Source organism: Streptomyces griseorubiginosus, assembly GCF_017614965.1.
In the GTDB taxonomy this organism is placed as follows: domain Bacteria; phylum Actinomycetota; class Actinomycetes; order Streptomycetales; family Streptomycetaceae; genus Streptomyces; species Streptomyces griseorubiginosus_B.
Genome location: NZ_WVUG01000281.1, coordinates 1 through 11,773 on the forward strand (window position 1 = coordinate 1; position 11,773 = coordinate 11,773).

Consider the following 11,773-nt stretch of genomic DNA (forward strand, 5'->3'; position numbering starts at 1 on the left):
GTGCGGGAGTGGGAGGGGTGCTCGGTGCTGCGGGGGGCTCGGGAGACGGCGAGTTGTGCGTGGGTGGCTCAGCATGCGCCGAGCAATCCGGCGGCGTTGGCCGAGTTCGAGCGGCGGGTGGCGTCGTTGCGGGACGGGGACGAGGCGGTGCGGTGGTCTTCGTTCTGAGCGCCTAATGGGTGGGGTGGTGTCCGTCATGGGGCGAGTGCGGGTCTCCATCGCTGCCCCGAATCGTTCCCGCCGCCTGCCGTAGCTCGATCAGCACCCTTCGGACCGCCGCCCTGGCCGTGCGTTCCGGGCGGTGGAGGACGTCGATGTGGCGTCTGGCCTGAACTCCGCTCAGTGGTCTCAGGACCAGGTCCGGATGTGGGCGCGTGGTCCAGCGGGGCATCAGGGCCAGGCCCCCGCCCGCCGCCACGGCCTCCGCCGCCACCGAGAACTCGTTGATGCGGTGGGCCAGGTGGAGGCGGCGGCCGGCGGCCGCGCCGATCGCCTCGATGGTGGCCATGACCGGGAAGCCGTCGTGCACGGTGATCCACGGCTGGTCGGCCACGTCGCGAGGGGTCACCCGGCGTCCGGCGGCGAGCGGGTGGTCGGCCGGCATCGCGACGTCGAGGGGTTCGCGCAGGAGCGTCGTCGCCGTCACCGTGCCCGGCCAGGGCGGGGCGTGGTCCAGGCGGTGGGCCAGGACCAGGTCGTACTCCCGGGTGAACCGGGGGAAGTCGCTCTGCGTCACGTCCTCGTCCGCGAGGGCCAGGACGGGGTTGTCCGGGCCCTCGAACGCGCGCAGCAGGAGCGGGAAGAACGCCGTGCCCGCGCTGTGGAAGGCGGCCACCGACACCTCCCCGTCGGGCCGGTTCAGGTACTCCTCGACGCTGTGCCGGGCCCGCTCCAGTGCGGACTCGACCTCGATCGCCGCGCCCGCCAGGGTCTGCCCGGCGTCGGTGAGCACCAGCCGGCGGCCCTGGCGCTCGGTGAGCGGCACCGGGATCGCGCGCTGCAGCAGCCGTAGCTGCTGGGAGATCGCCGACGGGGTGACCAGCAGCGCCTCGGCGACCGCGGTGACGCTGCCGAGTTCGCCGAGCTCCCGCAGGATCCGCAGTTGCCGTTCGTCCATACGTCCAGTCTAGGAGCACGATGTAGGAGTTCTAAAAGATCGTTTTAGAAACTGGTACTGGGCTTCATGGACAGTTGCGGTGCACTGTGGCCACATGTCCGATATCCGCCGTACCGATGCGGTCCTTCTCCTGGTCGCCGTCGTCTGGGGTTCGAGCTATCTGTCCGCCCAGACGGCCACCTCCGCCCTGCCGGTCCTGGTGGTGCTGTTCGCGCGCTACGCCCTGTCCGCGCTCGCGTGTCTCGGCCTGGTCGCCGCGGGCCCGGGGCCCCGCCGGTGGACGCGCGACGAGCTGCGGCTCGGCCTGCCGCTGGGGTTGACGCAGGCCGCGGTGCTGGTCGTGGAGACCTACGGTGTCGCCCACACCAGCGCTGCCAACGCGGGGCTGATCATCAGCCTGACCATCGTCCTCACCCCGCTCCTCGACCGTCGGCGCGGCGGGCCGCCTCCCGTCTTCTTCGCCGCCGCCGGGATGTGTGTCGTGGCCGTCGGGCTGCTCATGTCCGGTCACGGGTTCCACGCCCCGCGGCTCGGCGATGTGCTCATGCTGGGGGCGGCGGTGATCCGGGCCGGGCATGTCGCGCTCGTGGGGCGGCTGACCGTAGGCCGCGCCGTGCGTCCGCTGCACCTGACGACCGTGCAGATGATCGTCGGCACGGCTCTGTCCCTGCCGGTCGCCGTGCACGATATGCCGGACCTGGCCCGGGCCGGTACGGCGATCTGGCTTCAGCTCGTCTATCTCGCCCTGTTCTGCAGTGTGTTCGCCTTTCTCGCGCAGACCTGGGCCGTGCAGCGCACGTCCGCCAGCCGGGCCAGTCTGCTGCTGGGCACGGAGCCGGTCTGGGCCTTCGCGGTGGGCATCGCCCTCGGCGGCGAGCGGCTCACCGCGCTCACCGCGCTCGGCGCGGCCCTGATGGTCTTCGGAACCTACTGGGGTCAGGCGATCGAGCGCGCCCATCGCACCGCCGCCACCCCGCCTGAAACCGGACTCCCCGCACCCGACAAGGACATCCGATGCCGGACCACGACACCTACCAGCGTCTGATCGACCTGCTCGACACCTCCCACGTCGACTACACGCTCATCGACCACGCCCCGGAGGGCACCACCGAGACCGTCAGCGCGCTGCGCGGGCACCCGGTGTCCGAGGCCGCGAAGTGCATCGTGCTGCGGGTGAAGGTCGACCGCCGCACCACCCGGCACGTCCTGGCGGTGGTTCCCGGGGACCGGCGCGTGGACCTGGACGCCGTACGGACGTTGTTCGCGGCCCGGTACGCCGGCTTCAGCGACGCGGGGACGGCCGAGCGGCTGGCGCGGGCGGTGCCCGGTACCGTGCTGCCGTTCAGCTTCGATCCCGAACTGGAGCTGGTCGCCGACCCGGAGGTCGTCGAGCGGCCGCGGCTGTACTTCAATGCGGCCCGTCTCGACCGGTCCCTGTGCATGTCCGGTGCGGACTACGAGCGGGTCGCGCGGCCCCGTGTGGTGCCGGTCGCCGGTCCCGCGCCGGTCTGAGCGGCCCTCACACCGGCTCGTCCGTCAACTCCCGCAGGGGCCATGTGCCGTCGACCACGGCGGTCGGGTCGCCCTTGCCGCGCAGGAAGCTCTGGAAGTCCGCCGCCCATTGGGCGTACCACTCGATCTGGCGGCGGTGCAGTTCCGCCGGGCCCAGGGCCGCGATCTTGGGGTGACGGTCGGCTATCGCGCAGGCCAGTCCGGCCGCGGCGAGGGCGTCGGCGGAGGCGTTGTGAGCGGCGTCGAGCGCGACGCCGTACTCGGTGCAGACGGCTTCGAGGTTGCGCTTGCCGCGGCGGTAGCGGTCCACCCAGCGGTCGATGGTGTACGGGTCGACGACGGGGGCGGGATCGAGGCCGCCCAGGCGGTCGCGCAGGGACGGCAGTCCGTGGCGCCGTAGTTCGGCGGAGAGCAGGCTGAGGTCGAAGGCCGCGTTGTAGGCGACGACCGGAACGCCGTTCTTCCAATAAGTGGTGAGGACGTCCGCGATGGCGTCCGCCACGCGGTCGGCGGGCCGGCCCTCGGCGGCCGCCCGTTCGTTGCTGATCCCGTGGACCGCCACCGCGTCCGCCGGGATCTCCACGCCCGGGTCCGCCAGCCACTCCCGGCGCCCTATGGGCTGCCCGCCCCTGACCTCGATCACGGCCCCCGTGACGATGCGCGCCTCGCGCGGGTCCGTCCCGGTCGTCTCCAGGTCGAAGCCGATCAGCAGCTCCCGGTGCCAGCCCATGGGCGGCCCCCCTTCTTGGTGGTGCTTTCCCCCAGTGGTCTCCACCTTCCCATGGGCCACTGACAATCAGGGGACCGCGTTCCGCTTACCGCTTGGGACAGTTCAGGACACCGGGCGCGAATCCACCCACGTCGCCTCGAACTCCTCGCGGTATGTCGGGAAGAGGCCGTTGTCGACCCCTTCGTTCTTCTCGTCCGACTTGACCACGCGGCTGCCGTTGCGCAGCACGAGCACCGGCGCCTCCATCCCCCGGGACCTGCGCAGATAGGACTGCACGACGGCGATGCCGTCCGAGCCGTCGCCGTCGACGAGGTAGGCGGAGAAGCGCGGTGTGTCGTCGTAGACCTGGATCTCGAAGGCGCCGGGGTCACGCAGCCGGGAGCGCACCCGGCGCATGTGCAGGATGTTCATCTCGACCGAGCGGCTCAACTCGCCTCGCTTCATGCCCAGTTCGCGCTCGCGGCGCTTGACGGCGCTGGAGGCCGGGTTGAGGAACAGCAGCCGCACCCGGCAGCCCGCCTCGGCCAGGCGCACGAGCCGGCGGCCGGAGAAGTTCTGCACGAGCAGGTTGAGGCCGATGCCCACGGCGTCCAGGCGGCGGGCGCCGCCGAAGATGTCCTCGGCGGGGAACTGGCGCAGCAGCCGCACCCGGTCGGGGTGCACGGCGACCACGTCCGCGTACCGGTCGCCGACCAGGTCCTCCACCGCGTCCACGGGCAGCCGGCGGGCCGAGGGCACGTCGCCTGCCGCGCCGAGCATGTCCAGCAGCCGGGCCGAGGCCCGTTCGGCCTGGTTCAGGACGGCCTCGGACAGGGCCCGGTTGCGGGAGACGACGTTGCGGGTCACCTCCAGCTCGTCCAGGGCCAGTTCGACGTCGCGTCGGTCGTCTATGTACGGCTCGAAGCACGGCCAGTGCTGCACCATCAGCTCGCGCAGCTGGGGGAGGGTGAGGAAGCTGAGGACGTTGTCGTCGGCCGGGTCCAGCAAGTAGCCCTTGCGGCGGCTGACTTCGCGTACGGCGACCGCCCGCTGCACCCACTCCTGGCCGGCCGGTCCGGCTGCGGCGATCACCCACTCGTCGCCGTGGACGGGTTCGTAGATGGGGCGCAGAACAGCGGCCACGACCGCGCGCAGCCGCTGTTCGACGAGGTTCAGCCAGATGTAGGCGCGGCCGGCTCGCTGGGCGCGCGTACGCACCTCACGCCAGGCCTCGGCGCCCCAGTCCAGCTCCGGCCCGATGGAACCGGTCTCCATGGGCCTGGCCAGGGACACCGTGCCGGGCGGGACGTCTGCGGAGTTCCCCTCGTGACCCTCGTCACCAGGGGGCAGCTCCAGCCCTCCCGAGCCCACCCAAGCACCGCCTTCCGCTCCCCCGAGCACACCCCATGTCAACGATCAAGGAAGCGTACTCCGCGAGCGGGCGGCGGTGCAGCCGGATGGGCAGGTCGATTCCCAACTGGCTCAGTGCCAGTGCCCGTTCTCACCGGCGAGGGCGGCCGGAGTGAGCGGATTCATAGCGGTGACGTCGCGCGGGGCGATGGAGAAGCCCTGCCAGTGGACCGGCATCGGCTGCTGGTCCTCGTCCCTGGCTATGTGATGGAAGCCCACGTTGACCCAGACGATCGGGTGGGTCAGGGTCTGCCCGTTCACCCAGGTGTCGACCGACTTGCCGTGTCCGGCACCGCAGTTGAGCGGGTTGCCGCTGGCGTACTGTTCGCACGGGTTGTACTCGGTGAAGTACACGTCGTGCTTGGTGAAGTTGTGCCCGGGGTACTTGGCCGTCGGCCCCTGCACGAGCTCGTACGAGCGCGCGTGACCGTCCTTGTTCTTGCCGGCCGTGCTGACCACCCGCCACCAGCGCATGTCCTTGGCGTCGCCGGCCAGTTCCTTGGTGACCTTGGTCATCGTCGTCTTGTTGGTCGGCGCCTGCTGGCCGCCCACCGGCGGGCTGACGACCGAGTCGTACTGCTCGACGTTGGCCTTGGAGGAGCCGTCGAGGCCGAAGTCGAGCCGCCAGAAGATGTTGTGGCTGTGGCTGGTGGCGTACGCCCGGGCGCCCTTGCCGATGGGCCAGCCGCGGCCGTCGCCCGCGTCGTAGTCGTCGGGCGAGAGGCTTCCCGTCGCGCCGGCGTTCATGGTCATCGTGCCGTCGTCCTGGAAGCGCCACTCGGTGATGTACTCGTACCAGCCGACCTTGTTGACCGTGTAGAGCAGCAGGTCCTTGCCCTGCGCCTGGTAGGTCTTGTTGGCGTCGGAGAGCATGTGGTACGCGTGTCCGCGGGAGCGCGTGGTGGCGCACAGGCCCTTGATGTTCGGCGAGTCCGAGTAGAAGGGCTCGGGCACCTTGACGGTCTTGATGGTGCCGCCCGGGCACTCGGCGGGCGTGAGGTTCAGCAGGCCGTTGCCGAAGCTGTAGTCCGTGACGTCGTTGTACTCGATGCTGCCGTCGTCGTACGGCACGTCGATCTGGGCGAGCTTGGCGCTGTTGAGCACCTTGATCGGCTTGGACTCACCGGGCGGCTGGTAGGAGATGTCGTCCAGGATGACCCCGGACCGGCTCTCGAAGCGCCAGCACATGCGCCAGGTCGTCCCGGTGGAGAGCTTCTGCTCGATCTGGTAGGCCGCGCTGCACGCCGGGGCGGCGGCCGTGGTGGCGGCCTCCTTGTGGTCGGCGAAGGCGGGGGCGGACGCCGTGCCGCCGAGGGCGAGTCCGACGGCGAGCGGGCCGACCATGGCCCGCCTGCGCAGCGCCCCCTGGCGGGCACGGCTGTCTCTGTTGACGCGCATGAAGAAATGGCTCCCTTACAGGAGATGTGGGTGTGAGAAGTGGACGGAGGCCGGGTCAGCCGATCTTGACGACCTTGCGGGCACTGAGGTCGATCACGAAGTCCCGGGCGTCGATCCAGGCGCCGTTCTTGACCTTCGGGAACAGCCGGGTGCAGCGGTGCTCGCCGCATTTGCCGAGCGCGGCCGGCCGGATGCCCGGGGTGGCCCGGAACACCATGCTGGTCAGCGTCAGCTGGTCCGGGGAGGTGAGCTGCTTGCCGGTGGCGTCCTTGTAGTCGGCCCTCAGGCCCGCGCCCAGCGGGTCCGCGATCAGCAGCCGGGCGGCCTCGGTCTGCTCGGCGATGCTCAGCGGCGGCTGGACGTCGTGCTGGGTACTGGTCCCCTCGACCTTGCCCGTGTCCAGGTTGACGGTCTTGGTGACGACACTGTCGTCGCGGTAGTCGTAGAACGTCACGTCCGCCCGCCGGGGCGCCGTCAGGCTGTCCGGCTGGTCGGTGTCGGGCTCGGCCAGCTCGACGGTGAGGCGCTGCGGTCCGCGGGCTCCGCGGACGTTCTCGCCGGTGTTGAGCAGCTGCGGGCTCAGCGCGATCTTCTCGACCCGCTTGGTCTCGTCGTCGGTCAGCGGGTCGAGCCCCTTGCCCCGGTCCCCCTCGGCCGGCGCCTGCTGGACGACCCCGGGCGCGGGTGTGCCGTCCGCCTGGGCCGCCTGGTTGGCGGTCCGCGCGCCCGCGGCCCCTCCGGACTCGTCGGCCCCCGCGGTCCCCGGCAGGGTGATTCCGACCATCACGGCGGTCGCGGCCACCGCCACTGCCGCACCGGCCACCACCTTGCCCAGGTGGCGGTGCACTATCTTGCGCACATTTCCCCCCACTCCCCCTTCGGTCACGGGAGTATTCGATTGCCCCACAGGTAAGCCTTGGAACAGGCATACCGCCTGTGCACTGGTCGGGAGGTAAGAGGGACGTAAGTCATAGGTGGTTCCATCAGTTTCGGGGAGACTCGACGCCAAGGCGCCACGAGGGCGCTCTGCACCTGAAAGAGTCGTATCCATGCAGGTCTGGCCTGGCGAGGCGTATCCGCTCGGTGCCACGTACGACGGCGCCGGCACCAACTTCGCGGTCTTCACGGAGGCCGCGGACCGAGTAGAGCTGTGTCTGCTGCACGACGACGGCTCGGAGACGGCGGTGGAACTGCGCGAGAGCGACGCGTTCGTACGGCACGCGTACGTGCCCGGGATCATGCCCGGACAGCGGTACGGCTTCCGGGTGCACGGGCCGTACGACCCCGGACGCGGCCTTCGCTGCAACTCGGCGAAGCTGCTGCTCGACCCGTACGCGCGTGCGATCAGCGGTTCGATCCGCTGGGGCGAGGAGGTGTACGGGTACCACTTCGACGCGCCCGAGGAGCGCAACGACCTGGACTCGGCGCCGCACACCATGACGTCGGTGGTGGTCAACCCGTACTTCGACTGGGGCGACGACCGCCGGCCGCGGCGCGGCTACCACGAGACGGTGATCTACGAGGCCCATGTGAAGGGCCTGACCATGCGGCACCCGGGGCTGCCGAAGGAGCTGCGCGGCACCTACGCCGCGCTCGCCCACCCGGCGATCGTCGAGCACCTGGTGGAGCTCGGCGTCACCACGCTGGAGCTGATGCCGGTCCACCAGTTCGTGAACGACCACCGGCTGGTCGACATGGGCCTGAACAACTACTGGGGCTACAACACGATCGGTTTCTTCGCCCCGCACAACGCGTACGCCTCCTGGGGCGACCGCGGACAGCAGGTGCTGGAGTTCAAGTCGGCGGTCCGGGCGCTGCACGAGGCCGGCATCGAGGTCATCCTCGACGTGGTCTACAACCACACCGCCGAGGGCAACCACCTGGGCCCCACGCTGTCCTTCAAGGGCATCGACAACCCGCAGTACTACCGCCTGACCGACGATCCCCGCTACTACATGGACACCACGGGGACCGGGAACTCCCTGCTCATGCGGTCCCCGCACGTGCTGCAGCTGATCATGGACTCGCTGCGGTACTGGGTCACCGAGATGCACGTCGACGGCTTCCGCTTCGACCTCGCGGCGACCCTCGCCCGGCAGTTCCACGAGGTGGACCGGCTGTCGTCGTTCTTCGACCTGGTGCAGCAGGACCCCGTGGTCTCCCAGGTGAAGCTGATCGCCGAGCCCTGGGACGTCGGCGAGGGCGGATACCAGGTGGGCAATTTCCCGCCGCTGTGGACGGAGTGGAACGGCAAGTACCGCGACACGGTACGGGACCTGTGGCGGGGCGAGCAGCGCGCGCTCGCCGAGTTCGCGTCCCGGCTGACCGGCTCCTCGGACCTCTACCAGGACGACGGGCGGCGCCCGCTGGCCTCGATCAACTTCGTCACCTGCCACGACGGCTTCACCCTGCACGACCTGGTGTCCTACAACGACAAGCACAACCGGGCCAACGGCGAGGACAACCGGGACGGCGAGAGCCACAACCGGTCCTGGAACTGCGGGGTGGAGGGCGAGACCGACGATCCGGCGGTGCTGGAGCTGCGCGCCCGCCAGATGCGCAACTTCGTCGCCACGCTGATGCTGTCCCAGGGCGTGCCGATGATCAGCCACGGGGACGAGGTCGCCCGCACCCAGCAGGGCAACAACAACGCCTACTGCCAGGACAACGAACTGTCCTGGGTGCGGTGGCCCGACCCGGACTCCGAGGGGCTCGACACCCAGCTGCTGGCCTTCACGCGCGCGATGGTGTGGCTGCGCAAGGACCACCCCGTCCTGCGCAGACGGCGCTTCTTCCACGGGCGGCCGGTGGAGGGCACCCACGACGAGCTGTCGGACATCGCCTGGTTCACCCCCGAGGGCCGGGAGATGACCCAGCAGGACTGGGACTCGGCGCAGGCCTCGGCGCTGACCGTGTTCCTGAACGGCAACGCGATCTCCGAGCCCGGCGCGCGGGGAGAGCGGATCACCGACGACTCGTTCCTGCTGATGTTCAACGCCTCGCCCGGGACGCTGGACTTCGTGGTGCCGGTCAACCACGGCCGGCAGTGGCAGGTGGTGGTCGACACCGCCCGCCCGGACGGAGTACCGCCGGACACGGGCCCGAAGGTGCAGGCCGGCGACCGGCTGACCCTGGTGGACCGGAGCCTGACGGTGCTGCAGCGGCCCGTGTGAGCGACTCGGGCACGCACGCGTGGCGGGCGCCATGACACGAAAGCCGGTGGGAGGGGTACGTAGCTCTGCATGACACCTGAGCGTCCCCTCCCCCCGGTGCCCACCGCCACCTACCGGCTGCAGCTGCAGCCCGAGTTCCCGTTCGCGGCCGCGGCGGCGGCGGTGCCGTACCTGGCCTCGCTGGGCGTCTCGCATCTGCACCTCTCCCCCGTCCTCGAGGCCGTGCCCGGCTCCGCGCACGGGTACGACGTCGTCGACCACGCGCGCGTGCGGGGGGAGCTGGGGGGTGAGGAGGAGTTGCGCGAGCTGGCGCGCACGGCGCGCGAGCACGGACTCGGGCTGGTCGTGGACATCGTGCCGAACCACATGGCGATGGCGCCGCGGCACAACCGCGCCCTGTGGGAGGTGCTGCGGGAGGGCCCGAAGTCGCCGTACGCGCGCTGGTTCGACATCGACTGGGAGGCGCAGGGCGGACAGGTGCTGCTGCCGGTGCTGGGCGGGCCCCTCGGCTCGGTCGTCGGCGAGCTGCGCGTCGACGGGGACGTGCTGCGCTACTACGACCATGTCTTCCCGCTCCGCGAGGGCACCGAGGAGCTGCCGTTGCCGCAGCTCCTGGACGCCCAGTGGTACCGCCCGGTGTGGTGGCGGCTGGCCCGCACCGAGCTCAACTACCGGCGTTTCTTCAGCATCTCGGAGCTCATCGGGGTGCGGGTGGAGGACCCGGAGGTCTTCGAGGCCACCCACGACAAGATCCTCCAGCTGCTGCACGAGGGGATCGTCGACGGGCTGCGCGTGGACCACCCGGACGGGCTCGCCGACCCGGACGGCTATCTGCGGCGGCTGCACGAGGCGACCGGCGGCCGCTGGACGGTCGTGGAGAAGATCCTCTCCGACGGCGAGCACCTGCCGGCCTCCTGGCCCGTGGCGGGCACCACCGGCTACGACGCCCTGCGGCACGTCGACGGGCTGTTCACCGACCCGGCGGGCCTCGGGGAACTCCTCGGCCACTACCGGCGGTTCGCGGCCCCGCAGACCGACCGGGGCGGCGACTGGGCGGCGACGGTACGGCGGGCGGCGTACAGGGTGCTCACGCACGAGCTGGCCGCCGAGGTCGACCGGCTGACCCGGGTGGCGAGCAGGCTGTGCGCCGCCTCGCCCGACCCGCAGCTGCGCGACCGGGCCCCCTGGGCACTGCGCACGGCCCTGACGGAGCTGCTGGTGCGGTTGGAGGTCTACCGGCCCTACGCCTCCGGTGACGCCGCCTCCGTGCTCACCGAGGAGGCCGCGGCCGAGGCACGGCTCGCCTTCGTCGTCCCGGAGGAGGCCGGCGCGGTGGACGTGGTGCGGGGCCTGCTGCTGGGGCGGGGCGGTGAGGGTCCCGAGTACGTCGAGTTCCGCACCCGGTTCGCCCAGACGGCGTCCGCGCTGCGCGCCAAGTCCGTGGAGGACACCGCGTTCTACCGCTATGTACCGCTGCTGTCGGCGAACGAGGTGGGCGGGAATCCCGGCGCCCCGGCGCTGTCCCCGGAGGAGTTCCACGCGTACTGCGCGCGCGTGCAGCGCGACTGGCCGGCGAGCGGGACGGTGCTCTCCACGCACGACACCAAGCGCAGCGCCGACGTACGGGCGGCGCTGGAGGTGCTCACCGAGTGCCCGGGGCGCTGGGCGGACGTCCTGGCGGAGGTGACGCGCACCGGTGAGGGCGTGCCGGACGCGCAGCTGGCGTGGGCGGCCTGGCAGACGGTGTTCGGGCTCGGTCCGGCGGACGAGGAGCGGGTGGGGCAGGCGCTGCTGAAGCATGTCCGCGAGGCGGGGCTGTTCACGAGCTGGACCGAGCAGGAACCGGCCTACGAGGAGGCGGTGGCGGCGTTCGTGGCGGCGGGCCCGTGCGGGGCGCCCGGCGAGCACGTCACCGCCCTGCGGGAGGCGCTGGAGCCGCACATCCGGGCCAACGTGCTCGGCGCGGCCCTGGTCCACCTGACGATGCCGGGCGTGCCGGACGTCTACCAGGGCACGGAGGCCGAGTACCTGGCCCTCGTCGACCCGGACAACCGTCGCCCGGTGTCCTTCCCGCCGGACGCCCCCGGCGACAAGGGCGCGCTGACGGCGGCCGCCCTCGGGCTGCGCGCCCGGCGGCCCGGCGCCTTCGGGGAAGCGGCGACCTACACGCCGCTCGCCGCGGAGGGGCCCGCTGCGGAGCACTGTCTGGCCTTCGCGCGCTCCGGGGAAGCCGTCACGGCGGTGACCCGCCTGTCCCTGCGGCTCGCGCAGGCCGGCGGCTGGCAGGACACGGTGCTGCCGCTGCCACCGGGACGCTGGGCGGACGTCCTGGCTCCGGAGCGGGAGTTCACGGGGCACGCACGCGTGGAGGAGCTGTTCGCACGGTTGCCGGTGGCACTGCTGGAGCGGGCGGACTCCGACTGAGGACGCCGGGGCCGCGGGTCGGGGGTCCAG

General features: G+C 71.4%; 9 protein-coding genes and 1 pseudogene. 5 read left to right on the forward strand and 5 right to left on the reverse strand.

Going from position 1 to position 11,773, the window contains the following annotated elements:
- A pseudogene (locus tag GRC12_RS34940) lies at positions 1 to 168 on the forward strand (aminoglycoside phosphotransferase family protein); the annotation flags it as partial.
- A gap of 4 nt (positions 169 to 172) precedes the next feature.
- On the opposite strand, the gene GRC12_RS34945 reads toward GRC12_RS34940, so the two are convergent.
- Complete coding sequence (locus tag GRC12_RS34945; protein WP_208783952.1) at positions 173 to 1,117, reverse strand: LysR family transcriptional regulator; 945 nt, start codon at positions 1,115 to 1,117, stop codon at positions 173 to 175.
- 94 nt (positions 1,118 to 1,211) lie between these two features.
- On the opposite strand from GRC12_RS34945, the gene GRC12_RS34950 reads away from it, so the two are divergent.
- Both GRC12_RS34950 and GRC12_RS34955 read left to right on the forward strand, forming a co-directional pair.
- Positions 1,212 to 2,162 (forward strand): DMT family transporter, encoded by a 951-nt coding sequence (locus GRC12_RS34950; protein WP_208783954.1) that lies wholly within the window; start codon positions 1,212 to 1,214, stop codon positions 2,160 to 2,162.
- The gene (locus GRC12_RS34955; RefSeq protein ID WP_208783956.1) at positions 2,132 to 2,629 is read left to right on the forward strand and encodes a YbaK/EbsC family protein; all 498 of its coding nucleotides are present in this window, start codon (positions 2,132 to 2,134) and stop codon (positions 2,627 to 2,629) included. Before GRC12_RS34950 ends, GRC12_RS34955 begins: the two co-directional genes overlap by 31 nt.
- Positions 2,630 to 2,636: 7 nt before the next feature.
- Here the strand turns inward: GRC12_RS34955 and GRC12_RS34960 are convergent, their stop codons facing one another.
- The 4 genes from GRC12_RS34960 to GRC12_RS34975 form a co-directional block, all read right to left on the reverse strand.
- The gene (locus tag GRC12_RS34960; protein WP_208783958.1) at positions 2,637 to 3,359 is read right to left on the reverse strand and encodes a 3'-5' exonuclease; all 723 of its coding nucleotides are present in this window, start codon (positions 3,357 to 3,359) and stop codon (positions 2,637 to 2,639) included.
- A 102-nt stretch (positions 3,360 to 3,461) separates the two neighbouring features.
- Entirely contained in the window at positions 3,462 to 4,709 is a 1,248-nt protein-coding gene (locus tag GRC12_RS34965; RefSeq protein ID WP_208783960.1) for an SAV2148 family HEPN domain-containing protein, read from the reverse strand.
- A 111-nt stretch (positions 4,710 to 4,820) separates the two neighbouring features.
- A complete protein-coding gene (locus tag GRC12_RS34970; protein ID WP_208783962.1) occupies positions 4,821 to 6,146 on the reverse strand; it encodes a copper amine oxidase in 1,326 nt (441 codons plus the stop codon).
- A 55-nt stretch (positions 6,147 to 6,201) separates the two neighbouring features.
- On the reverse strand, positions 6,202 to 7,005 hold the full coding sequence (locus GRC12_RS34975; RefSeq protein ID WP_208783964.1) for a Tat pathway signal sequence domain protein: 804 nt from the start codon (positions 7,003 to 7,005) through the stop codon (positions 6,202 to 6,204).
- A gap of 190 nt (positions 7,006 to 7,195) precedes the next feature.
- Here GRC12_RS34975 and glgX point away from each other — a divergent pair, with 190 nt between their 5' ends.
- Positions 7,196 to 9,319, forward strand: a complete 2,124-nt coding sequence (gene glgX, locus GRC12_RS34980; RefSeq protein WP_208783967.1) for a glycogen debranching protein GlgX — start codon at positions 7,196 to 7,198, stop codon at positions 9,317 to 9,319.
- Between the two features lie 69 nt (positions 9,320 to 9,388).
- Positions 9,389 to 11,743 carry a malto-oligosyltrehalose synthase gene (gene treY, locus GRC12_RS34985; protein WP_208783969.1) on the forward strand — a complete coding sequence of 785 codons (2,355 nt, stop codon included), beginning with the start codon at positions 9,389 to 9,391 and terminating at the stop codon, positions 11,741 to 11,743.
- Positions 11,744 to 11,773: the final 30 nt, after the last annotated feature.

Bases quoted from the DNA above. Each gene is read 5' to 3' on its own strand.
- GRC12_RS34960 (WP_208783958.1), bottom strand. From the start codon at position 3,359: ATGGGCTGGCACCGGGAGCTGCTGATCGGCTTCGACCTGGAGACGACC.
- GRC12_RS34955 (WP_208783956.1), top strand. From the start codon at position 2,132: ATGCCGGACCACGACACCTACCAGCGTCTGATCGACCTGCTCGACACC.
- GRC12_RS34945 (WP_208783952.1), bottom strand. From the start codon at position 1,117: ATGGACGAACGGCAACTGCGGATCCTGCGGGAGCTCGGCGAACTCGGC.
- treY (WP_208783969.1), top strand. From the start codon at position 9,389: ATGACACCTGAGCGTCCCCTCCCCCCGGTGCCCACCGCCACCTACCGG.
- glgX (WP_208783967.1), top strand. From the start codon at position 7,196: ATGCAGGTCTGGCCTGGCGAGGCGTATCCGCTCGGTGCCACGTACGAC.
- GRC12_RS34970 (WP_208783962.1), bottom strand. From the start codon at position 6,146: ATGCGCGTCAACAGAGACAGCCGTGCCCGCCAGGGGGCGCTGCGCAGG.
- GRC12_RS34950 (WP_208783954.1), top strand. From the start codon at position 1,212: ATGTCCGATATCCGCCGTACCGATGCGGTCCTTCTCCTGGTCGCCGTC.